The following is a 22401-nucleotide window of genomic DNA, read 5'->3' as shown; positions in this document are numbered from 1 at the left end:
GGGCAGGGCCTTGCGGTCCACCTTGCCGTTGGGGGTGAGGGGCAGTGCCTCCAGCAGGACGAAGGCGGCGGGCACCATGTACTCCGGCAGCTTCTGCCGCAGCCACGCGCGCACCTCCGCGAGGTCCAGGCTCGGGCCTGTTCCCGGCGCGGCGGGGGACGCGGGCACCACGTAGGCGACGAGCCTCGGATCACCCGCCACGTCCTCGCGGGCAACGACGAGGGCCTCGCGCACGGAGGGCAGCTCGCGCAGCACGGTGGCGATCTCCCCGGGCTCCACGCGGAAGCCGCGCACCTTCACCTGGAAGTCCGCGCGGCCGAGGAACTCCACGCGCCCGTCCGCCAGCCAGCGCACCCGGTCGCCCGTGCGGTACATGCGCGCGCCTGACTCGAGGCTCGCGGGGTCCGGCAGGTAGCGCTCCGCCGTGAGCTCGGGGCGGCGCAGATAGCCGCGCGTCACCTGGGCGCCGCCGACGTACAGCTCCCCGGGCACGCCCAGCGGCACGGGCCGCAGCGACGCGTCCAGGACGTAGAGGCGTGTGCCCTCCAGCGGCCGGCCCAGAGGCACGGTGGCCGGGGCGGGCGAAGACAGCTCCACGCGGCCCGCAAGCACGCCGACGGTGGTCTCCGTGGGGCCATAGTGGTTGTGCACCTCGCAGTCCGGGGCGAGCGCGTGGACGGTCTGCAGCAGGGGCCAGGTGGAGGACTCGCCGCCCAGCACCAGCCGCTTGCGCGGCAGGACGTGTCGGGGCTCCGGCGCCGTCAGCAGGGCCGCCAGGTGCGAGGGGACGATCTTCATGCAGTCGATGGGGTGCCGCGCGAAGTAGTCCGCGAGCGCGGCGGGACTGCTGGCGCGCTCCTGCGTGAGGACGTGCAGCAGGCCCCCCAGGGCGAGCGCCGGGAAGAGGACGGTGTTGCCCAGGTCCGCGACGAAGGTGGAGACGAGCGCGAAGCTCGAGCAGGCCTCCAGGCCCAGCCGTTTCGTCACCGCGTGGACGTAGGTGGCCAGGTGCGCGTGGGAGACGGCGACGCCCTTGGGCCGGCCGGTGCTCCCGGAGGTGAAGAGGACGTAGGCGAGCGCATCCGTGTGCACCGGGCCCGGGGGCGCGTCGGTGCGCTGGCGCGACAGCTCCTCGGCGTCCGCGTCCAGCCGCACGAGGCGGGTGGAGGCGTCGAAGGAGGCCGCGTGGCGCGACCACGTCACGACGACCGGCGCGTCCACCTCCTGCACGAAGGCGCGCAGGCGCAGGGAGGGCTGGGTCGGATCCAGCGGCACGTAGGCCGCGCCCGCCTTCCAGACGCCCAGCAGCGCGACGACGGTGTCGACGGAGCGCTCCAGGCAGAGCGCGACGCAGGCGTCGGAGTCCACACCCAGGCCGCGCAGGTGCCAGGCGAGCTGGTTGGCGCGGGCCTCCAGCTCCCCGTAGGTGAGCACCTGGCCGTCGCAGGCGACGGCGGGCCGCTCCGGGTGCAGGGCCGCCTGCCGCGCGATGAGCGCGTGCACCGCCTCCGCGGAGGCGGTGTCCGCGCGCGGGGCGCCGTAGGTCTCGAGCAGCAGCTGGCGCTCGGTGAAGGAGAGCAGGGGCAGCTCCGCCACGGGCGTCGCGGGCGAGGCGAGCGCGGCCTCCAGCAGGGTGCGCAGGTGCTCCGCGAGGCGCGCGACGGTGGCCGGCTCGAACAGGTCGGCGCGGTAGGTCAGCGCTCCCTGGAGGCCCGCGGGCGTCGGGGTGAGCGTCAGCGTGAGGTCGGACTTGGTGGTCTCGAAGTCGCGCTCCAGCGGGGTGAAGGACAGGCCCGGCAGCTCCAGCGCCGCCTCGGGCGTGTTCTGCAGGACGAACATCACCTGGAACAGCGGCGAGTGGCTGAGGCTGCGCTGGGGCTGGAGCTCCTCCACGAGCTTCTCGAAGGGCAGGTGCTGGTGCTCGTAGGCCGCCAGGGTGGTGGCGCGCACCTGGGCGAGCAGGCTCCGGAAGGACACGCCGGGCTCCAGGCGGGAGCGCAGCACCAGCGTGTTGACGAAGAAGCCGATGAGGTCCTCGGTCTCCTGGCGGGTGCGGCCCGCGATGGGCGAACCGACGCTGATGTCGTCCTGGCCGGAGTAGCGCGCCAGCAGCACCTGGAAGACGGCCAGCAGCGCCATGAAGGGCGTGACGCCCTCGCGCTGGCAGAACGCGGTGAGCGCGTCCGACAGGGCCACGGGGAGGCGCAGCGGCAGCGAGGCGCCGCGCTGTGACTGCACGGCCGGGCGCGGCCGGTCCGTGGGCAGCTCCAGGAGGGCGGGCGCGCCGGAGAGCTGCTGCTTCCAGTACGCCAGCTGCGCCTGGAGCACGTCGTCCCGCAGCCACTCGCGCTGCCAGAGGGCGTGGTCGACGTACTGCACCGGCAGGGGCCGCACGCGGGGCGGCCGGCCGGAGGCGCGCGCCTCGTAGAAGGCGACGAGCTCGCGCACGAGCACGCCCAGGGACCAGCCGTCGGAGACGATGTGGTGCATCGTCACCAGCAGCACGTGCTCCGCCGCGCCCAACTTCAGCAGCCGCGCGCGCAGCAGCGGGCCCCGCGCGAGGTCGAACGGGCGCAGGGCCTCGGCGGAGGCCAGGCCACGGGCCTCCGCGAGCGCCGCGTCGCCCAGGGGCGAGAGGTCCTCCAGGGACAGGGAGAAGTCCCCCGCGGGGTGGATGCGCTGGACGGGCTCGCCCGCCTCCACGGCGAAGGTGGTGCGCAGCGACTCGTGGCGCGCGACGAGGGCGCGCAGGCCCTCTTCCAGGGCCGGGACGTCCAGGGCGCCTCGCACGCGCAGCGCGGCGGGGATGTTGTAGGCGGGGCTGCCGGGCTCCAGCTGATCCATCAGCCACAGCCGCTGCTGCGCGAAGGACAGCGGCAGCGCGCCCGCGCGGGGCAGGGGCACCAGCGGCGGCAGCCGGGGGCCCGCGTCCTTCCTCCCGGCCGCGTCGACGTGCCGGGCCAGGGCCTCCAGCACGGGGGCCTCGAAGACGGTGCGCAGGGGCAGCTCCACCCCGAAGGCCGCGCGCATGCGCGAGACCAGGCGGGTGGCCAGCAGCGAGTGCCCGCCCCGCTCGAAGAAGTGGTCCTGCGCGCCCACCGGGGACACCTGGAGCAGCTCCGCCCAGAGGCCCGCGAGCTTCTCCTCCGTGGGCGTGCGCGGAGCGACGTGCTCCACGGTGGAGGCGACGGCCTCCGGGGCCGGCAGCGCCTTGCGGTCCACCTTCCCGCTGGGCGTCAGCGGCAGCGCGGGAAGCACGACGAAGGCGGCCGGCACCATGTACTCGGGCAGCTTGTCCCGCAGGCGCGTGCGCAGCGCCTCCGCGTCCACGCCCTCAGCGCCGCTGGCGCGCGCCACGTAGGCCACCAGTCGCTTGTCCGCGTCCCCCCATGCCACCACCACCGCCTGCCGCACGCCGGGGTGCTGCTCCAGCGCGGCTTCAATCTCTCCCAGCTCGATGCGCAACCCGCGCAGCTTCACCTGGAAGTCGGCCCGGCCCAGGTACTCGACGACGCCGTCCTTCAGCCAGCGCGCCACGTCGCCGGTGCGGTACAGCCGCGCGCCCGGGGTGTCGCTGAAGGCATCCGGGAGGAAGCGCTCCGCGGTCAGCTCCGGCCGCGCCAGGTAGCCGCGCCCCACCTGCACGCCGCCGATGAACAGCTCGCCCGGCACGCCCACCGGCACGGGCCGCAGGTGGGCGTCCAGCAGGCGGATCTGCGTGTTGGCCACGGGACGGCCGATGGGCACCGAGCGTCGGGGCTCGCCGCGCACGCACTCGTGGAAGGTGACGTCCACGGCGGCCTCGGTGGGGCCGTAGAGGTTGTGCAGCCGCGCGCCGGGCAGCCGCCGCAGGCAGCGCTCCGCGAGCTCCAGCGGCAGGGCCTCGCCGCTGCACATCACCTGGCGCAGCGAGGCGCAGCGCTCCAGCCCGGGCTCCTCCAGGAAGGCGTGGAGCATGGACGGCACGAAGTGCAGCGTGGTGACGCCCGCCCCGGTGATGAGCCGCGCCAGATAGGCCGGATCCTGGTGGCCGCCGGGCCGGGCGACGACCAGCTTCGCGCCCGTCATCAGCGGCCAGAAGAACTCCCATACGGACACGTCGAAGCTGAAGGGTGTCTTCTGCAGCACGACGTCCGAGGGCCTCAGCGCATAGGCCTCCTGCATCCACAGGAGCCGGTTGACCACGGGGCCGTGGGCGTTCATCGCGCCCTTGGGCCGGCCGGTGCTGCCCGACGTGAAGATGACGTAGGCGAGGCCGTCCGCGGTGGCCCGGGGGGGCGGCGCGTGGCGCGGCTGCAGGGCGATGGACTCCCACTGCGTGTCCAGGCACAGCACCCGGGCCTCGTGCGCGGGCAGGCGCGACAGGAGCGGCTCCTGCGCCAGCAGCACGGCGGGACGCGCGTCCTCCAGCATCCAGCCCAGGCGCTGCGCGGGATGGGCGGGGTCGAAGGGGACGTAGGCACCGCCCGCCTTCAGCGTGGCCACCAGGGCCACGACGAGCTCCAGCGAGCGCTCCAGGAGGACGCCGACGCGCACCTCCGGCCCCACGCCCATTTCCCGCAGGCGCCACGCGAGCTGGTTGGCGCGCGCGTCGAGCTGGCGGTAGGTGAGCGTGTGGCCCTCGAAGTCGAGCGCGATCGCGTCCGGGGTGCGCTCCACCTGGGCCTCGATGAGCGCGGGCAGGGTCGCGTCGCGCGGGTAGACGGAAGCCGGGCCGTTCCACCCGAGCAGCACCTGACGGCGCTCCGCCTCGTCCAGCAGGGGCAACTGGGACAGGCGCCGCTCGGGCGTGCGCGTGATGCCCTCCAGCAGCGTGACCAGGTGTCCCAGCAGGCGCGCCAGGGTGGCGTCATCGAAGAGGGCGGTGCGGTACTCGGCGGTGAGCCGCAGGCCCTGGGCCTCCTCGGCCGCGATCAGCGTCAGGTCGAACTTGGCCACGCCCCCGTCCACCGGCCGCGACTCCAGCCGCAGGCCCGGGAGCTGGGTGGAGGGCAGCGGCGCGTTCTGCAGGATGAACATCACCTGGAACAGCGGCGACGAGTTCAGCCGGCGCGTGGGCTGGAGGACCTCCACCAGCTTCTCGAAGGGGACGTCCTGGTGGGCGAAGGCGCCCAGGGCGGTGGCGTGCACGCGGTCCAACAGCTCCCGGAAGGTGGGGTCCCCGGACAGGTCGTTGCGCAGCGCGAGCGTGTTGACGAACAGGCCGATGAGCCCCTCGACCTCCGCGCGGGAGCGGCCGGCGACGGGCGTGCCCACGGTGAGGTCGTCCTGGCCCGAGTAGCGGTACAGCAGGACATCGAAGGCCGCCAGCAGCACGGAGAAGAGGGTGCGGCCCTCGCGCAGCCCCAGGTCCTTCAGGGCCTGGGTGAGGGCGGGGGGCACCACCACGGAGTGGCGCGCGCCGCGGACGTCGAGCTGGGCGGGACGCGGGCGGTCCGAGGGCAGCTCCAGCACGGCGTGCGGATCCAACCGCTGGCGCCAGTACGCGAGCTGTGCCTCCAGCGCGTCCGTCTGCGACCGCTGCCAGGCCGCGTACTGCGCGTACTGGAGCGGCAGGGCGGGCAAGGCCGAGGAAGGGCCAGAGGTGAGGCCCTGGTAGACGTGCGCCACCTCGCGCACCAGCACGCCCATGGACCACGCGTCGGAGACGATGTGGTGGACGGTCACGAGCAGCAGGTGCTCGGCGTCGGAGAGCCGGTAGAGCACCGCGCGCAGCAGGGGGCCCCGCTCCAGGTCGAAGGGGACGCGAACGGCTTCGTGCAACTGGCCCCAGGCCTCCGCCTCCCGCTGGGGCCCGGGCAGCGCGCGCAGGTCGACCGCGGTCACGGCGAGCTCCAGGGCGGGCGCGACCTGCTGGATGGGGACGCCCTCCTGTTCGACGAACGTCGTGCGCAGGCTGTCCTGGCGCCCCACCACCTCGTTGAACGCGCGGGTCAGCGCCTCCGGGTCGAGCTGCCCGGTGAGGCGGACGGCGACGGACATGTGGAGGGTGGCGTCTCCCGGCGCCAGCTGCTCCTGGAACCACATGCGCTCCTGGGCGGAGGAGGCGGGGGCACGCAGGGTCTGACGGGCCTTCACACGCAGCAGCTCGGCGAGCCGTGCGCGCTTCTGTTCAGGAGTGAGTGCCATGTCCGCGTTGGATCCTTGCAGGCCGCGCACGAGGGCCACGGAGTCCGGGTCGCACCGGTTCCCCTGGGACTGCGCGGCGGATGGAGTGCTCGTCGAATATCGTATAGTCAGATTAACTGTCCAAAGCTTCGATAGCCGTTCCACCCGGAAGTCAGGACGTGTGCCCGGTGCTCGGAAAGGCAAGCCTTTCGTTGCCTCCCGGCTTGGAGCCTGTCGTTCACTCCGGGGGAGCGCGCGCCCTGGTGCTGCTCCCAGCGCCCGGCGGATGAGGTGAGCAGCCGATGGGTGTTGGCCCCGGAGGGCGAAGGGCGGGGGGCGAGGCCGTGTTGCGGCAACCGCTGTCGCCAGGCGGGTGGGTCGCCCTGCTGACGGGTGTGCACGGTCGTGGATTTTCGGGCGGTTCGGTGTTACCTACGCCCGCTTCGCGACTGATCGAGCGCCCTGAACATGCCGGCTGAAAACGCGCACATCCGCAACTTCTGCATCATCGCCCACATCGACCATGGAAAGTCGACGCTGGCCGACCGCCTCCTGGAGAAGACAGGCACGCTGACCAAGCGTGAGGCGCAGGCCCAGTTCCTCGACAACATGGACATCGAGCGTGAGCGGGGCATCACCATCAAGGCCCAGTCCGTGCGGATGTCGTACACCGCGAAGGACGGCCAGAACTACGTCCTCAACCTCATCGACACGCCGGGGCACGTGGACTTCGCCTACGAGGTGAGCCGCAGCCTCGCCGCGTGCGAGGGCGCGCTGCTCGTCGTGGACGCGAGCCAGGGCGTGGAGGCCCAGACGCTGGCCAACGTCTACATGGCGTTGGATCACGACCTGGCCATCATCCCGGTCATCAACAAGATCGACCTGCCGTCCGCGGACGTGGAGCGCACGCGCTCGGAGATTGAGGACGTCATCGGCATCGACGCGTCCACCGCGGTGCCCACCTCCGCGAAGGAGGGCATCGGCATCCACGACATCCTGGAGTCGGTGGTGAAGCTGGTGCCGCCGCCCACGGGCGCCGTGGACGCGCCGCTCAAGGCCCTCATCTTCGACTCCTGGTACGACAACTACCGGGGCGTGGTGGTGCTGGTGCGCGTGCTGGAAGGCACGCTGAAGCTCAAGCAGAAGATCAAGATGTTCAGCAACAACAAGGCCTTCGAGGTGCAGGAGCTGGGCGTGTTCAGCCCGTTCTCGCGCCCCGTCACGCAGCTCATGGCGGGCGAGGTGGGTGTCCTCGTCGCGAACGTGAAGGAGCTGCAGGACGCGAAGGTCGGCGACACCGTCACGGAAGAGGCGCGGTCCACGGCGGAACCCTTCCCGGGGTTCAAGGAAGTCAAGCCGATGGTCTTCAGCGGCATCTTCCCGGTGGACTCGTCCGACTACGAGAACCTGCGCGACGCGCTCGCGAAGCTGACGCTGAACGACTCCGCCTTCACCTACGAGCCGGAGTCGTCCACGGCGCTGGGGTTCGGCTTCCGCTGCGGCTACCTGGGCCTGCTCCACATGGAGATCGTCCAGGAGCGGCTGGAGCGCGAGTACAACCTCAACCTCATCACCACGGCCCCGTCGGTGGTCTACCGCATCACCACCACCAAGGATGAAGTGCTCCTGGTGGACAACCCGGCGAAGCTGCCGCCGACGCAGAACATCACCAAGTTCGAGGAGCCCATCCTCACCTGTCACATCCACGTGCCCAACGAGCACCTGGGCGCCATCCTGAAGCTGTGCCAGGACCGGCGTGGCGTGCAGAAGGACATGAAGTACCTGGGCTCCAGCGGCACGCGCGTGCAGGTGACGTACGAGATGCCCATGGCGGAGGTCGTCTTCGACTTCTTCGACCGGCTCAAGAGCGTGTCGCGCGGCTACGCGAGCCTGGACTACGAGCTGACGGGCTACGCCGAGGCGGACCTCGCGAAGCTGGACATCCTCATCAACGGGGAGCCGGTGGACGCGCTGAGCGTCATCGTGCACCGCGAGCGCGCGTACCAGCGCGGCCGCGAGGTGTGCGAGAAGCTCAAGGAAGTGATTCCCAAGCAGATGTACGAGGTGGCCATCCAGGCCGCCATCGGCGCGAAGATCATCTCCCGTGAGACGATCTCCGCCATGCGCAAGAACGTGCTCGCCAAGTGCTACGGCGGTGACATCAGCCGCAAGCGCAAGCTCCTGGAGAAGCAGAAGGAGGGCAAGAAGCGCATGAAGCAGGTGGGCACGGTGGAGATTCCGCAGGAAGCCTTCCTCGCGGTCCTCAAGACGGAGCAGTAGCCCTATGAGCACGGCCAGTCCTTCCGCGAAGCTGGGAGCGGCCATGGCCGCGCGCCGGACCCCCGAGCAGCTCAAGGCCCGCCGCCAGTTGGCGTGGCGCGAGCTGCTCACCAGCCTGTGGGCCCCCCTGTGCGGCGTGGGCCTGGCGTTCGTGCCCTACGTCACGCTGATTGAGATGGCGCCCGCGACGGTGTCCTGGGCGCAGCCCCTGATGAAGGGGTTCGGCCTGTTGATGGTCGCCGCCTTCGTGGGCCTCCTGGTGTGGCGAAACGCGTCCCGCAAGGAGTCCGCGCTGCGCACGCTCCGGCACGAGGCGCGCGAGCTGCTCGCGGAGGACGAGCGCATCCTGGAGCGCGTGAAGGACAAGGTCCCCGCGTCCGTGGCGGAGCGCCTCACCGAACAGGCCCTGCGCGTGGAGAGCGCGTCCGTCGCGGGCGACGTGGACACGCTGCGCGCGGAGGTGAAGGCGCTGGAGACGCTGACCCAGGAGCACCTGGGCGCGTACCGCAAGCAGTCCGCGTGGGACTTCGTGGGCGGCTTCGCCAAGGCGCTGCTCATCGCGCTCGTCATCCGCACCGTGCTGGTGGAGCCGTACCGCATTCCGTCCGGCTCCATGCTGCCCACGCTGCAGATTGGTGACCAGGTCTTCGTCAACAAGTTCATCTACGGCGTGCGCATCCCGTTCATGAACGTGGTGCCGTTCCGCATCGTGCGGGCGCCCCTGCGCGGGGACGTCATCGTCTTCAACAACCCGGTGGACGAGTCCAAGGACTTCATCAAGCGCGTGGTGGGCATCCCCGGCGACACGGTGGAGATCGTCGAGGGCGTGGTGCGCATCAACGGCGAGCCGCAGGCGCGCACGCTGGTGACGCCGGACTTCGTGGTGCACAACTGGGACGAGCGCACGGGCCAGTGGTTCGACCAGGAAGAGGTGCTCTACCGCGAGGACCTGTCCGGCGTGGTGCACTCCTCGCTGCAGAACCCCATGCGCCTGCCGGGCCGCGAGCACGAGGGGCCCTACACGGTGCCCGCCAACAGCGTCTTCGTGATGGGCGACAACCGCGATAACAGCGCGGACAGCCGCTACAACCTGGGCGTGCCCGGCAACGAGGTCGCCTACGTGCCGTACGGCCACATCAAGGGCAAGGCCATGGTGGTGTGGCTGTCGCTCGGCTGGGGCGGCCTGCTGGGCAACCTGTTTGGCGGCACGGGCCTGCGGGTGGAGCGCTTCTTCGAACCGGTGCGCTGAGCGACGTCTCCCGCGGGCCACGTCGCGCCACGCTTGACGCAACGTGCGGCGCGCGGTACGCGGCGGCCCCGGCCCATGAGACATCTTCTCGGAATCGCAGGCTGGCGGCGGGACGAGCTGGAAGCGCTGCTCGACCGCGCACAGGAGCACTTGCCCGGCGGACCGGAGGCCTCGCACGTGCTGCGCGGCAAGGTCGTGGCGAACCTCTTCTTCGAGGACTCCACCCGGACGCGCTCCTCCTTCGAGGTGGCTGCCCGCAGGCTGGGTGCCGACGTCCTCAACTGGAGCCACGCGGGCTCCTCCGTGTCCAAGGGGGAGACGCTCCTGGACACCGCCCGCAACATCGAGGCCATGGGCCCCGCGGTCATCGTCATCCGGCACCGCTCCTCGGGCGCGCCGCACCTCGTCGCCCGGCACGTGAAGTGCGCCGTGGTCAACGCGGGGGACGGCGCCCACGAGCACCCCTCGCAGGCCCTGCTGGACGCCTTCACGCTGCGCCAGCGCTGGGGCCGGCTGGACGGGCGCACGGTCCTCATCGTGGGCGACGTGCTGCACAGCCGCGTGGCCCGCTCCAACCTCGTGTGCCTGAAGGCGCTGGGGGCCCGCGTCGTGCTCTGCGCGCCGCCCACCCTCCTGCCCCCGGGGCTGGAGGAGATGGGCGGGGAGGTGACGCACCACCTGGACGCCGTGCTGCCCCAGGCGGACGCGGTGATGTGCCTGCGGCTCCAGACGGAGCGCATGTCGGAGGCCTTCCTGCCTTCGCAGCGGGAGTACTCGCGGCTGTTCGGCCTGACGCCTGCTCGCGTGGAGCGGATGAAGGCGGACGCGCCCGTGCTGCACCCGGGCCCCATCAACCGGGGCGTGGAGCTGTCGCCGGTGGTGGCGGACGGGCCTCGCAGCGTCATCCTGGAGCAGGTGGCCAACGGCGTCGCGGTGCGCCGGGCCATCCTGGAGGTGTGCGCATCATGACGTCGGTGCTCTTCCAGCGGGCGCGCGTCATCGACCCGCGCAACGGAGTGGACGGCATCCGGGACGTGCTCGTCACGGACGGCCGGGTGGCGCAGGTGTCGGAGGCGCAGCTCACCGCGCCCAAGGACGCGCGCGTGGTGGATGCCACGGGCAAGTGGGTGGTGCCGGGCTTCATCGACCTGCACGTGCACCTGCGCGAGCCGGGCGAGGAGGGCAAGGAGACGGTCCTCACCGGCTGTCGCGCCGCGGTGGCGGGCGGCTTCACCGGCGTCGTGGCCATGCCCAACACCAAGGTCGTCAACGACAGCGCGCTCGTCACGGAGCTGGTGCTGTCGCGCGCGCGGGACGCGGCCCTGTGCCACGTGTACCCGGCCGGCGCCATCACCAAGGGGCTCAAGGGCGAGGAGCTGTCGGAGGCGGGGGAGCTCATCGGCGCGGGCTGCGTGGCCCTCACCGACGACGGCCGCCCGGTGATGAACGCGGCGCTGATGCGCAGGGTGCTCCAGTACGCGACGCTCTTCGACGTGCCCGTCATGGTGCACGAGGAGGACCTGACGTTGTCCGCGGGCGGCGCGATGCACGAGGGCGCCACGTCCACGCGCCTGGGCCTGCGCGGGATTCCCGCCTCCGCGGAGGTGGCCATGGTGGCGCGCGACCTCATCCTCCTGGAGGAGACGAAGGGCCGCCTGCACGTCGCGCACGTGTCGTGCGAGGGCAGCGTGCGGCTCATCCGCGAGGCGAAGAAGCGGGGCCTGCGCGTCACCTGCGAGGTGGCCCCGCACCACTTCACGCTCGATGACCGCGCGGTGGGGGACTACGACACCCACGCGAAGATGGCGCCCCCCTTGAGGGGCGACGGGGACGTGAAGGCGCTGCGCGAGGCCCTGGTGGACGGCACGGTGGACGCCATCGCCACGGACCACGCGCCGCACGGCGTGTCCGACAAGCAGGTGGAGTTCGAGAAGGGCATCAACGGCATCGTCGGCCTGGAGACGGCGCTGGGGCTCACGCTGGCGCTGGTGCACGAGGGCGTGCTCACCCCGCGCCGGGCGGTGGAGCTGCTGTCGGAAGGGCCGGCGAGGGTATTCGGCCTGCCGGGCGGTCACCTGGCGCCCGGGTCACCAGCGGACATCACGGTCGTATCACCTGGGGAGGAGTGGACGGTGGATGCCCACCGGTTCTATTCCCGCAGTCGCAACACCCCCTTCCACGGGCGCACGCTGAAGGGTCGCGTGACGCAGACGTGGGTGGGGGGCCGGTGTGTGTTCGAGGACGGTCAGCTCAAGGAGTCGCGGTGATGACGAAGCGGGCGGTGCTCGCACTGGCGGATGGCACCACCTTCGAAGGACGCGCTTTCGGCGCTTCCGGCGAGACGGTGGGTGAGGTGGTCTTCAACACGTCCATGTACGGCTACCAGGAGATCCTCACGGATCCCTCGTACGTCGGGCAGATCGTCACCATGGCCTACCCGGAGATGGGCAACATCGGGGCGAACGGAGGGGACGAGGAGGCGGGGCAGCCGCACGCGGTGGGCATGGTGGTGCGCTCGCTCACGCGGACGCCCTCCAACTGGCGCTCGGAGGAGACGCTGGACGCGTACCTCGCGCGCCACGGCCGCGCCGGCATCGAAGGCGTGGACACGCGCCGGCTCGTGCGCCACCTGCGCACGCACGGCGCGCAGATGGGCGTCATCTCCACGGAGAACGTCTCCACGCCAGCGCTCATCGAGCGCGCGCGGAGCGCCGTGGGCATGGAGGGCATGGACCTGGCGACGGGCGTCTCCTGCAAGGAGCCGTACGTGTTCACCACGCCGTCGCCGGACGTGTTCCTGGGGCCCGGCGACCAGCGCCCGGCGCCGGAGCTGAAGTACGACGTGGTGGCTTATGACTACGGCCTCAAGCGCTCCATGCTCCAGTACCTGGTGGACGTGGGCTGCCGCGTGACGGTGGTGCCGTCGAACACCACCGCGGAGCAGGTGCTGGCGCGCAAGCCGCACGGCGTCTTCCTGGCCAACGGCCCGGGCGACCCGGCCGCGGTGAAGGGCGCGGACCGCACGGTGGCGGCGCTCCTGGGCAAGGTGCCCATCTTCGGCATCTGCCTGGGGCATCAGATCATGGCGCTGGCGCTGGGCGGCCGGACGTACAAGATGAAGTTCGGCCACCGGGGCGCCAACCAGCCCGTGAAGGACCTGACGACGGGCAAGGTGGAGATCACCGCCCAGAACCACGGCTTCGCGGTGGATGACGCCAGCCTCAAGGGCCTGGCCGTCGTCACGCACATCAACCTCAACGACGGTACGGTGGAGGGCCTGGCCGTTCCGGACGCGAGGGCCTTCAGCGTGCAGTACCACCCCGAGGCTTCGCCCGGCCCTCACGACGCGCGCTACCTGTTCAGCCGCTTCGCGACGCTGATGGCGGGGTAGGAGGCGCCACCGCTCATGGAAACCGCGCTGACCCCGTTGTCGTATCAGCCGTACCTGGACCAGCTCATCGCCTTCGGCAGCGAGGAGCCGCGCAAGCCGGACCTGCTCGACGCGAAGGCGGAGTACTTCCGCCTCACCGGCGAGGTGTTCGAGGACGACAAGTTCTTCGAGCTGCGCATGGCGTCGTTCCTCGACTACTACCTCTACGACCGCGTCTCGCCGCTCACCGGCAAGACGCCGGCCGCGGAGCTGTACGAGCAGCGGCTCCAGTCCGCGCCGCCGGAGGAGGCCAACGCCTTCCGCAGCTTCACGGAGACGGTCCACGGCCTCTTCGAGGTGCGCAAGCTGGGCAAGGGCGTGGTGCGCCTGCGCGAGCTCTTCTCCGGCAAGGACTTCGACGTGACGGAGCGCCGTCACATCGCGGGCCTGGAGACGGGCGACGTGCTGGAGGCGCGGCTCGTGCCCTTCGGCGGGCACCTGCTGTTCTCCTCCGCCTTCTGCTACCACCCGGCCATGGCCCTGAAGGCCATCAAGGCCGAGGTGAAGCGCCGCAAGAAGAAGGAGCCGGAGCGCCCGCCCCGCGACCTCGTGTGGGAGTGCGCCCGCCGCGCCCTCAACGTGGAGCGCTACCGCCAGCTCTCCGTGGAGAAGCTCTACGACTTCGCGCAGAAGGCCTTCTGACGTCCTGGTGACGTCAGCAGGGCCCGCCGCGAGGGCATCCACCGCGCGTTAGATGCGGTGGATGCTCATGAGGTTGGTGTTGCCCGGGACGTTGAGCGGCACGCCGGCCACGACGATGACGGGCGTGCCCGGCTCACAGAGTCGCTCTTCGTGGCAGATGCGGCGCACCTGCTTGAGCATGGCGTCCGTGGACGTGACGCGCTTCACCAGGCGGCCCGTCACCCCCCAGTACAGCGCCATCCGGTTCACCGCGTCCACGTTGGGCGTCAGGGCGATGACGCGCGCGCCGGGACGGAACTCGGAGATGAGGCGCGCGGTGTGGCCGCTCTCCGTGTGGGCGATGATGGTCCCGATGTCGAGCTGCCGCGCCGCCGCCACCGCCGCCGCCGCGATGCCGGTGCCCAGGTCGCTGGAGCGCTCGAAGGGGGAGTGCACGAGGGCGGAGGTCCCGCTGCGCTCCGTCTCCTCCACGATGCGCGCCATGGTGGCCGCCGCGTCGATGGGGTAGCGGCCCGCGGCCGTCTCGCCCGACAGCATCACCGCGTCCGCGCCGTCGAGGATGGCGTTGGCCACGTCGGACACCTCCGCGCGTGTGGGCCGGGCGTTGTTCACCATGCTCTCCAGCATCTCCGTCGCGACGATGACGATGCCCCCCATGCGGTTCACCTCCCGCACGATGCGCTTCTGGATGGCGGGCAGCTGCTCCAGGGGCATCTCCACGCCCAGGTCCCCGCGGGCCACCATCACCCCGTCCGACTCCGCGGCGATGGCCTCCAGGTTCTCCACCGCCTGGGGCTTCTCAATCTTGGAGATGAGGGGCGTCTTGCGTCGGGCCACCAGCGCCCGGGCCTGCCGCACGTCCTGCGCGGAGCGCACGAAGGACAGCGCCACGTAGTCCACGCCCACCTCCTGGCCGAACGCCAGGTCCACCTTGTCCTTGTCCGTGAGCGTGGGGACGGACATGGCCGTGCCCGGCAGGTTGAGGCCCTTGTGGTCCTTGAGCAGGCCGCCCACCTCCACGCGGCAGGACACGTCCCGGCCGTCCACCTTGAGCACGCGCAGGCGCACCCGGCCGTCGTCCAGGAGCACCTCGTGGCCCTTCTCCACGTCCCGGGGCAGCGAGCGCACCGGGGTGGGAATGGTGCGCCCCTGGCCCAGCACGGCGCGCGTCGTCACCGTCACCGTGTCGCCGGCCGTCACCAGCAGCTGGCCGCCCTCGAACTTGCCCAGGCGCACCTTGGGGCCCTGGACGTCCTGGAGGATGGCCACCGGCACGCCCAGCTTCTTCGACACCGCGCGGATGCGCAGGACGCGCTGGCGGTGCTCGTCGTGCGTACCGTGGGAGAAGTTGAGCCGGGCCACGTTCATGCCCGCGCGGACCAGCCCCTCGATGACTTCCCGCGAGTCCGAGGCCGGGCCCAGCGTGCAGATGATCTTCGCCTTGCGCATAGGGCCGCGCATCCTAGCCCCACGGGGTGGGCGGCTTGACAGGCTTGCGCCCGGCGGACTAACTCTTTGCTCACGCCCTGGACGGAAAAGTATCCGCCAGCGGTGCACGCCATTCGTGGCTCTCAGACGCTTGAGACGAACGAAAGCCCGGCATCCCTGGAGGGGGGGCCGGGCTTTCGCCGTTCCAGGCACCGGGTGGGGCTAGAGGTCGATCTCCTGGCCCTTGCCCACGGGAGCCATCACCGGCTCCTCCGTGGCGGAGCGGTCCATGCCAATGTCCTCCGAGGGCGGCTTCGGGGAACCCGCGCTGGGGCCCATGGGCGGCGGCGGGGGCAGGGGACCCATCTCCCCACCCTGGCCACTGCCACCCACGCCCATGCCCTCCTGCCGCTGCAGGGCCTCAATCTCCGCGCGGGTGATGCCCGCCAGCGCCAGTACCTTACGCGTCACCCGGATGCGGGCGTTGCTGTGCATGGCCATGGCGATGGAGTCCGAAGGCCGGGCGTCGAGCGCCATCTCCTTCTTGCCCTGCTGCAGGAAGACGCGGCCGGAGTAGACGTTGTCGCGCAGGTCGTCGATGCGGACCTCGGTGACCTTGCCGCCCAGCTTGGACACCACGTCGTCCAGCAGGTCCTGCGCCAGCGGCTGGGGCGGCAGCCGCTCCGCGAGCCGGAAGGCGATGGACACGGCGGCGCCCTCGTCCACGAAGAGGGGCAGCACCGTCTCCCCGTCCTTGGTGGAGAGCACGACGGCGTGCGTCTGTGCCTCCAGGAGGGGCACGACGTCCTTCACTTCCAGCTCCACCAGCTCCGTGCAGGCCTTTGGATCGCTGCCCTTTTCCGTCAGGCAGGGTTTTTCCTTCCCTTCCGCCGGCCCGGAGGCGGCGATGGCGCCGGGGATGCCGAACGCGGGAAGGAAGAGCAGTCCTCCCAGCGCCAGCACGACGGCCGTGAACGGAGCAACAAAGAAGTCGGCGCGGTTGGACGTTTTCACATCCCTAACCTACGCACCTCCCCCTTCATCGGGAGGGCGCCGGACTTCCTGCTGCCGCGTGCTGCCCCCGAGCCCCTGCCCCCCGGGTTGGGGGGCTGCCGGCCAGGCGGGAAGAGAGCGGGCGACTAGCGGTCCTGTTCCTCGTCCTCCGCCTCGTCGTCGTAGTCCTCGTCGTCCTCCGACTCCTCGTCGTCCTCGTCCTCGTCGAGGTCGTCGTCCTCGGTCTCCTCCTCATCCTCGTCCTCGTCGTCGAGCTCGTCCTCCAGCTCCTCGGCCTCGAGCGTCAACGTGACCGCGAACTTCTTGCTCAAGACGGCGATCTGCGCGCGCATCTCCGTGAGCGCGGCGACGAAGTCCTCCGAAAGGTTGGCGGGCGCCTTCGTATCGCAGTGGGGGCAGACGATTTTCTCCGTCCCCTCGATGAGGTCCTGGGCTTCCAACTCGAAGCTCGCCTCGCACTTCTGACAGGTGAAGTCGATGCTCATGGTCGGGCGCGGCATACAAAGCAGGTGAACATGCTGTCAACGTCGGAGACGCACGGAGTTGGTTCTGCCCCTGCGCTTCCACTACGTTCTATCGGATGGACCTGCCCAAGACGATGCTGCACGCGCTCCATGACCAGGCCGCACGGCTGGAACACCGGCCGGCGCTCTGGTCCCGGAATGGAGGCGCCTATGTCCCCATCTCCTGGTTCGACTATGCCCAGCGCGTCAAACGCTTCGCCCTGGGGCTGCACGGCCTGGGGTTCCGGGAGGGGGACCCCCTGGGCATCCTCAGCTTCAACCGCGAGGCATGGCACGTGGCGGCCCTGGGGGCCATGGCCCTGGGCGGCGTGCCGGTGGGCCTCTACACCACCAGCAGCCTGGAGCAGCTCACCTACATCCTGGGCCACTGCGAGGCCCGCTTCCTCCTGGTGGAGAACGCGAAGCACCTGGCGACCGCCCTGGAGCTCCAGAAGCGGCTGCCCGCGCTGAAGCACGTCCTCGTCATGGACGCCCCCTCGCCGCTGGCGGAGGGCGTGCTGCGGTACGCGGACGTGCTGGCCTCCGGGGCCCAGGCGGATGAGAGCCCCTACTGGGACGGCGTCCACGCGCTCCACCCGGACGGGCTGGGCACGCTCATCTACACGTCCGGCACCACCGGCCAGCCCAAGGGCGTGGCCCTGAGCCACCGCAACCTGGCCTGGACGGCGCAGAAGCTGGGCGAAACGATGGCCTTCCGCGACATGGAGGACGAGAAGATCCTGTCCTACCTGCCGCTGTCGCACATCGCGGAGCAGGTCGTCTCCCTGCATGGCCCCCTGCTCATGGGCATCCAGGTCTACTTCGCGGACTCCCTGGACGCGCTGGGGCGCAACCTCCAGGAGGTCCGGCCCACGCTCTTCTTCGGGGTGCCGCGCGTCTGGGAGAAGTTCAAGACGAAGGCGGAGGAGGGGCTGGCCGCGCAGCCGCCCCTGAAGCGCCGGCTGGTGGAGTGGGCGCGGGCGACGGCGCTGGAGCGCAACACGCGGCTGCTCAACCAGGAGCGCGTGCCCACCCTGATGGAGGCTAAGTACGCGCTGGCCCAGCGGCTCGTGTTCGCGCCGCTGAAGGCCCGCATCGGCCTGGACCGCGCGCGGGTGTTCGCCACGTCGGCGGCGCCCATCGGCCGGGACGTGCTGGACTTCTTCGCCTCCATCGACGTCGTTCTCCTGGAGGCCTGGGGCATGACGGAGGTGACGGGCCCCGCCACGCTGAACACCTCCGAGTGCGCCCGCCTGGGCACGGTGGGCCGGCCCATGCTGGGCGTGGAGGTCCGCATCGCGGAGGACGGGGAGATCCTCGTCAAGGGCGGCAACGTGTGCCTGGGCTACCACCGCAACCCCGCGGCCACGCAGGAGCTGCTGGAGGACGGGTGGCTGCACACCGGGGACGTGGGGCAGCTGGACGCGGAGGGCTTCCTGCGCATCACCGGGCGCAAGAAGGAGATCATCGTCACCTCCGGCGGCAAGAAGACGTCGCCCGCGAACATCGAGGAGCTGCTCAAGTCCGTGTCGCCCGTGGGCCACGCGGTGGTGCTGGGCGACCGGCGCAACTACCTCGTCGCGCTGGTGACGCTGGACGCGGACCGTGCCCGCAGGCTCGCGCGCGAGCGCGGTTGGCCGGAGGACGTGGCCACCCTGGTGACGGACGCGCGGCTCCAGCAGCACCTGCACGAGGCCTTCGAGCGCGAGGTGAACCCGAAGCTGTCGCGCTTCGAGACGGTCAAGCGCTTCACCGTGCTGCCCGGCGAGTTCTCCACCGAGGGCGGGGAGCTCACGCCCAGCATGAAGGTGCGCCGCAAGGTGGTGGAGGAGAAGTACGCGGGCGCCATCGACGCGCTCTACCGCGAGCCGGCCGGCGCCACCGGCACCCACGACTGACGCCGGACAAGCGAAAGGGGCGAGGAACCGGTGAAGGTCCTTCGCCCCTGGCGTGCTTCAACGGCGCTTCAAGCGGTGGCTACTTCTGGGGGCTCGGGCGCTTGTCCATCGCGATGTAGTCGCGGCGGCCGGAGCCCGTGTACACCTGACGGGGCCGGGCGATCTTCTGCTCGGAGTCCTTCACCATCTCCTCCCACTGCGCGCACCAGCCCACCGTGCGGGGGATGGCGAACAGCACGGGGAACATCTCCGCCTGGAAGCCCATCGCCTCGTAGATGAGGCCCGAGTAGAAGTCGACGTTGGGGTACAGCTTGCGCTTCACGAAGTACTCGTCCTCGAGCGCGATGCGCTCCAGTTCGAGCGCGATCTCCAGCAGCGGGTTCTTGCCCGTGACCTCGAAGACCTCGTCCGCCACGCGCTTGATGACCTTCGCGCGCGGGTCGTAGGACTTGTAGACGCGGTGGCCGAAGCCCATCAGCTTCTTCTCGCCCTCGCCGCCCTTCACCTGCTTGATGAAGTCCGGGATCTTCGAGATGTGGCCGATCTCGCGAAGCATGCGCAGCACGGCCTCGTTGGCGCCGCCGTGCAGCGGGCCGTAGAGGGCGCCGACGCCGGCGCTGACCGCCGAGTACGGATCCACTTCCGACGAGCCCACCGTGCGCACGGACGTCGTGGAGCAGTTCTGCTCGTGGTCCGCGTGGAGGATGAAGAGGACGTCCAGCGCCTTCTCCAGCACGGGGTGCACCTTGTAGGTGGTCGTGCCGATGCGCTTGATCATCGTCAGGAAGTTGGCGACGTAGGACAGGTCGTTGTCCGGGTAGATGTACGGCAGCCCCATCGTGTGCCGGTAGGAGAACGCGGCGATGGTGGGCATCTTGGCGATGAGCCGGGTGATCTGGATGCGGCGGCTGCGCTCGTCACGGGTGTGCTTGGCGTCCGGGTAGAAGGCGGACAGCGCGGCCACCGTGGAGGCCAGCATGGACATGGGGTGCGCGTCGTAGCGGAACCCGTCCATGAAGGACTTGATGTTCTCGTGCACCAGCGTGTGGTGCGTCACCAGGTGGGTGAACTGATCCAGGTCCTTCTGCTGCGGCAGCTCGCCGTTGAGCAGCAGGTAGGCCACCTCCAGGAAGCTGGACTTCTCCGCCAGCTGCTCGATGGGGTAGCCGCGGTACTCCAGGATGCCCTTGTCGCCGTCGATGAACGTGATGGCGCTCTTACAATTCGCCGTGTTCAGGAACGCCGGGTCGTAGCCCATCAGTCCGAAGTCGTCGTCGCCGGTCTTGATCTGGCGCAGGGCGTGGGTCCGGATACAGCCGTTCTCGATCGGGACCTCGTAGGTCTTCCCGGTCCGATTGTCGGTGATCGTCAGCGTGTCCTTGGGCATGGGCGGAGATTTCACAGGGCGGAGCACGCTTTCAACAAAAAAGATCGATAAGTCAGAGAGGCGAACCTGCGACGTCGCCCGTCGTACTCAGGAATAGCGAACGCCGGAACGCGCCAGCTGTCGCCAGAAACCGGGAAAGCTCTTCTCCACGCACTCCGGCCCCGTCAGCGCCAGGGGTACTCCGGACAGCACGCACAGGGTGGCCGCTGACATCGCCAGGCGGTGGTCGCCCCGGCTGTCGATGGCGAAGCGCGAGGGCTTCACTTCCGGCGGGACGATGCGCAGGGTTTCTCCCTCGGGGCCGGCGCTCAATTCAGTGGTGCCGCCGTAGGCCGCCACCAGGGTGCGGATGCCCTCCAGCCGGTCGCTCTCCTTGACCCGCAGGATGCCCACATCCGTCAGCGTCGTGGGTCGGGGCAGCACACACGCGAGCGCCGCCAGCGTGGGCAGCAGGTCCGGGCACTCCTTGCCGGACGCGCGCAGCTCCCCGCCTGCCTCGCCCTCGAAGCGCCAGGTATTAGCCGCGCCTGCCGGGACCATTCGCAAACCCACGTCAGCGACCAGCCGGAGGATCGCCTGGTCGGGGTGGGCGCTCTCCGGCTCCGCGCGCTCCACCGTGCCGCCGGTGCGCCACGCCACCAGCACCAGGTACCCCAGCGACGACCAGTCCCCGGGCAACGACGGCACGGAGGCCGGGGCCCGGTACGCCGTCACGGAATAGTGACTTTCGGACTGCTCGACGGTGAAGCCGAAGCGGCGCAGCCACGCCACCGTGAGGTCCATGTAGCCGGCGCTGGTCAGCACGCCTTCAATCTCCACGCTCCAGGCGCGCCGCTCCCGCAGGAACCGCTCCGCGCAGCCCAGCAGCAGGCTGGAGGCGTACTGGCTGCTCTGCGCTCCCGGCACGCGGAACACCGGCTCCACCCGCGACGTGTCCTGGGGGGCGTGCACTTCCACCGGCCACGGGGTGCCCTCGGTGAGCGTCAGGCCCGTGGAGCCCAGGGCCTGACGCAGCGACGTGAAGAGCGGGCCGTGCGGGCGCTCTCCCAGGCGGGGCGTGCCGGTGAAGCGCACGCGGGCGCCGGGCGTCACCGCGGCCTGCGTCACCAGGATGCGGAAGGGCGCGCCACCGTCCGCGCAGTCCACGTCGCGCACGGGGCCCGCGGGAAGGCGCAGGGCCTCCACGCCCCGGCGCAGCACGCGCACATCGGCGGGAAGGTCCTCGTCCGACTCCGCCTGCACCGACGGCAGTGGCCAGGCACCCGTGAGGTGTCCCAGTACCAGGGCTCGCTGAGCGTCCGACTTCGACACGGGAGGGGTGAGCGGTGAGGCGCTCAGGGCGCTCGGGTCGACGGTAAGGAGGCTCGGCGAGGTGTGGCTCAAGGGCGGGCTCCACGGGTCCAGGCGGGCCAGAGGGCGCGCCATGTCTTCGGCATCACATCCACGACTTCGGCGGTGCCCACGGCGGTGAGCAGCACCATGCGCAATTCGCCCTTCGCGCCGGCCTTCTTGTCGGCGTCCAGGAGGGCGGCCACGTCCTTCAGCGACGCGCGGCGGGACAGCTCCGCGGCGTGGTCGCGGCCCAGCACGCCCGGGCCCCGGGTGAGGGCCCGCTCCACCTCGTGCGCCACGGGCTCCGGCGTGATGCCCAGGTGCCGGCCCACGTCCAGCGCCCAGAGGATGCCCAGGCCCACCGCGTCGCCGTGCGACAGCTTGAAGCGCGACAGGCTCTCCAGCACGTGGCCGAAGGTGTGGCCGAAGTTGAGCACGCGGCGCAGGCCCTGGTGCTCGTAGGGGTCCTTCGCGCAGACGCCTTCCTTCAGGCCCCGGGCGTCCTTCACCAGCTTCTCCAGCGCGGGCGGCGTGCGCACGTAGCGGCGGAAGAGGGACGCGTCCAGCGAGGCGACCATCTTCCACGCCTCGATGGAGCCCTCGCGCACCTGCGCGTCGGACAGCGTGGCGTACAGCTCCGGGCACAGCCACGTCTCGTCGGCGTAGTGGAAGACGCCGGCGGGGTTCTTCACCACGCGGCCGCGCACGGTGAGGTCCACCGCGCCCTTGCCGCCCAGGCTGCTGTCCACCGCCGCGAGCAGCGTGGAGGGCACCTGCACCAGCCGCACGCCGCGCTTGAGCAGGTGCGCGGCCACGGTGGCGACGTCGCCCACGGTGCCACCGCCCACCGCGACCAGCGTGCCGGAGCGCGGCAGGTTCAGCCCGCCCGCGAGCACCTTCTCCAGCGACGCGAGGCTCTTGGCGCGCTCACCGCCGACCAGCTGGATGATGGCGCGCGGCGAGCGGGCCTCCAGCGTGGGGAGGAGCGTGGGATGGAAGCGCGCGACCGTGCGGTCCACCACCGCGACGCTGCCCTCGGGCAGGCGGGCGGCGAGCTTCGTGAAGGAGCCCCAGCGGTCAGCCGGGGGACGATAGGCACCGGGAGGAAGGGGGCTCATGCGGAGTGGGGG

The 22401-nt window shown here is 70.9% G+C and carries 14 protein-coding genes; 7 read left to right on the top strand and 7 right to left on the bottom strand.

Translation table 11 applies throughout. The features are described 5' to 3' along the window. On the bottom strand, window positions 1–6129 hold a 6129-nt coding region (locus D7V93_RS11495), incomplete at its 3' end, for a non-ribosomal peptide synthetase (protein ID WP_147451134.1). Window positions 6130–6576: 447 nt separating this feature from the next. Between D7V93_RS11495 and lepA the strand changes: the two genes are divergently transcribed. From lepA to D7V93_RS11465, 6 genes are all read left to right on the top strand, one after another. After that, complete coding sequence (gene lepA / locus D7V93_RS11490) at window positions 6577–8388, top strand: translation elongation factor 4 (RefSeq protein WP_120643444.1); 1812 nt, start codon at window positions 6577–6579, stop codon at window positions 8386–8388. Window positions 8389–8392: 4 nt separating this feature from the next. Further along, window positions 8393–9637 (top strand): signal peptidase I, encoded by a 1245-nt coding sequence (lepB, locus tag D7V93_RS11485; protein WP_120643443.1) that lies wholly within the window; start codon window positions 8393–8395, stop codon window positions 9635–9637. Window positions 9638–9712: 75 nt separating this feature from the next. Further along, window positions 9713–10606, top strand: a complete 894-nt coding sequence (locus D7V93_RS11480; RefSeq protein ID WP_120643442.1) for an aspartate carbamoyltransferase catalytic subunit — start codon at window positions 9713–9715, stop codon at window positions 10604–10606. Beyond that, the gene (locus D7V93_RS11475; RefSeq protein ID WP_208722984.1) at window positions 10603–11904 is read left to right on the top strand and encodes a dihydroorotase; all 1302 of its coding nucleotides are present in this window, start codon (window positions 10603–10605) and stop codon (window positions 11902–11904) included. The genes D7V93_RS11480 and D7V93_RS11475 overlap by 4 nt, the downstream gene beginning before the upstream one ends. Further along, the gene (gene carA, locus D7V93_RS11470) at window positions 11904–13028 is read left to right on the top strand and encodes a glutamine-hydrolyzing carbamoyl-phosphate synthase small subunit (protein ID WP_120643441.1); all 1125 of its coding nucleotides are present in this window, start codon (window positions 11904–11906) and stop codon (window positions 13026–13028) included. The genes D7V93_RS11475 and carA overlap by 1 nt, the downstream gene beginning before the upstream one ends. Before the next feature lie 15 nt (window positions 13029–13043). Then, the gene (locus tag D7V93_RS11465) at window positions 13044–13709 is read left to right on the top strand and encodes a DUF7986 domain-containing protein (protein WP_120643440.1); all 666 of its coding nucleotides are present in this window, start codon (window positions 13044–13046) and stop codon (window positions 13707–13709) included. Window positions 13710–13757: 48 nt separating this feature from the next. Here D7V93_RS11465 and pyk read toward each other — a convergent pair whose 3' ends face one another. The 3 genes from pyk to D7V93_RS45830 all read right to left on the bottom strand — a co-directional run bounded on the left by pyk (window position 13758) and on the right by D7V93_RS45830 (window position 16651). Beyond that, the gene (gene pyk / locus D7V93_RS11460) at window positions 13758–15158 is read right to left on the bottom strand and encodes a pyruvate kinase (RefSeq protein ID WP_120643439.1); all 1401 of its coding nucleotides are present in this window, start codon (window positions 15156–15158) and stop codon (window positions 13758–13760) included. A gap of 201 nt (window positions 15159–15359) precedes the next feature. Next, a complete protein-coding gene (locus tag D7V93_RS11455) occupies window positions 15360–16151 on the bottom strand; it encodes a bifunctional nuclease family protein (RefSeq protein WP_120643438.1) in 792 nt (263 codons plus the stop codon). A 125-nt stretch (window positions 16152–16276) separates the two neighbouring features. Next, entirely contained in the window at window positions 16277–16651 is a 375-nt protein-coding gene (locus D7V93_RS45830) for a hypothetical protein (RefSeq protein ID WP_167509456.1), read from the bottom strand. A gap of 80 nt (window positions 16652–16731) precedes the next feature. Here D7V93_RS45830 and D7V93_RS11450 point away from each other — a divergent pair, with 80 nt between their 5' ends. After that, on the top strand, window positions 16732–18552 hold the full coding sequence (locus tag D7V93_RS11450; protein WP_208722983.1) for an AMP-dependent synthetase/ligase: 1821 nt from the start codon (window positions 16732–16734) through the stop codon (window positions 18550–18552). A 79-nt stretch (window positions 18553–18631) separates the two neighbouring features. Here D7V93_RS11450 and D7V93_RS11445 read toward each other — a convergent pair whose 3' ends face one another. From D7V93_RS11445 to D7V93_RS11435, 3 genes are all read right to left on the bottom strand, one after another. Then, a complete protein-coding gene (locus D7V93_RS11445; RefSeq protein ID WP_120643437.1) occupies window positions 18632–19939 on the bottom strand; it encodes a citrate synthase in 1308 nt (435 codons plus the stop codon). A gap of 87 nt (window positions 19940–20026) precedes the next feature. Further along, the gene (locus tag D7V93_RS11440) at window positions 20027–21364 is read right to left on the bottom strand and encodes a 3-phosphoshikimate 1-carboxyvinyltransferase (protein WP_372338312.1); all 1338 of its coding nucleotides are present in this window, start codon (window positions 21362–21364) and stop codon (window positions 20027–20029) included. Continuing rightward, window positions 21319–22389 (bottom strand): 3-dehydroquinate synthase, encoded by a 1071-nt coding sequence (locus D7V93_RS11435; protein ID WP_120643436.1) that lies wholly within the window; start codon window positions 22387–22389, stop codon window positions 21319–21321. Before D7V93_RS11435 ends, D7V93_RS11440 begins: the two co-directional genes overlap by 46 nt. Window positions 22390–22401 lie beyond the last annotated feature (12 nt).

Origin of the sequence: Corallococcus llansteffanensis, from assembly GCF_003612055.1 — a bacterium.
GTDB classification, from domain to species: Bacteria; Myxococcota; Myxococcia; order Myxococcales; family Myxococcaceae; genus Corallococcus; species Corallococcus llansteffanensis.
Note: the sequence above shows the minus strand (reverse complement) of the source record. Positions and strands in the feature narration are given on the sequence as shown.

Excerpts from the sequence above, each read along its gene's own strand:
- lepA (WP_120643444.1), top strand. The coding sequence starts at position 6,577 with ATGCCGGCTGAAAACGCGCACATCCGCAACTTCTGCATCATCGCCCAC.
- lepB (WP_120643443.1), top strand. The coding sequence starts at position 8,393 with ATGAGCACGGCCAGTCCTTCCGCGAAGCTGGGAGCGGCCATGGCCGCG.
- D7V93_RS11480 (WP_120643442.1), top strand. The coding sequence starts at position 9,713 with ATGAGACATCTTCTCGGAATCGCAGGCTGGCGGCGGGACGAGCTGGAA.
- D7V93_RS11475 (WP_208722984.1), top strand. The coding sequence starts at position 10,603 with ATGACGTCGGTGCTCTTCCAGCGGGCGCGCGTCATCGACCCGCGCAAC.
- carA (WP_120643441.1), top strand. The coding sequence starts at position 11,904 with ATGACGAAGCGGGCGGTGCTCGCACTGGCGGATGGCACCACCTTCGAA.
- D7V93_RS11465 (WP_120643440.1), top strand. The coding sequence starts at position 13,044 with ATGGAAACCGCGCTGACCCCGTTGTCGTATCAGCCGTACCTGGACCAG.
- pyk (WP_120643439.1), bottom strand. The coding sequence starts at position 15,158 with ATGCGCAAGGCGAAGATCATCTGCACGCTGGGCCCGGCCTCGGACTCG.
- D7V93_RS45830 (WP_167509456.1), bottom strand. The coding sequence starts at position 16,651 with ATGCCGCGCCCGACCATGAGCATCGACTTCACCTGTCAGAAGTGCGAG.
- D7V93_RS11450 (WP_208722983.1), top strand. The coding sequence starts at position 16,732 with ATGGACCTGCCCAAGACGATGCTGCACGCGCTCCATGACCAGGCCGCA.
- D7V93_RS11445 (WP_120643437.1), bottom strand. The coding sequence starts at position 19,939 with ATGCCCAAGGACACGCTGACGATCACCGACAATCGGACCGGGAAGACC.
- D7V93_RS11440 (WP_372338312.1), bottom strand. The coding sequence starts at position 21,364 with ATGGCGCGCCCTCTGGCCCGCCTGGACCCGTGGAGCCCGCCCTTGAGC.
- D7V93_RS11435 (WP_120643436.1), bottom strand. The coding sequence starts at position 22,389 with ATGAGCCCCCTTCCTCCCGGTGCCTATCGTCCCCCGGCTGACCGCTGG.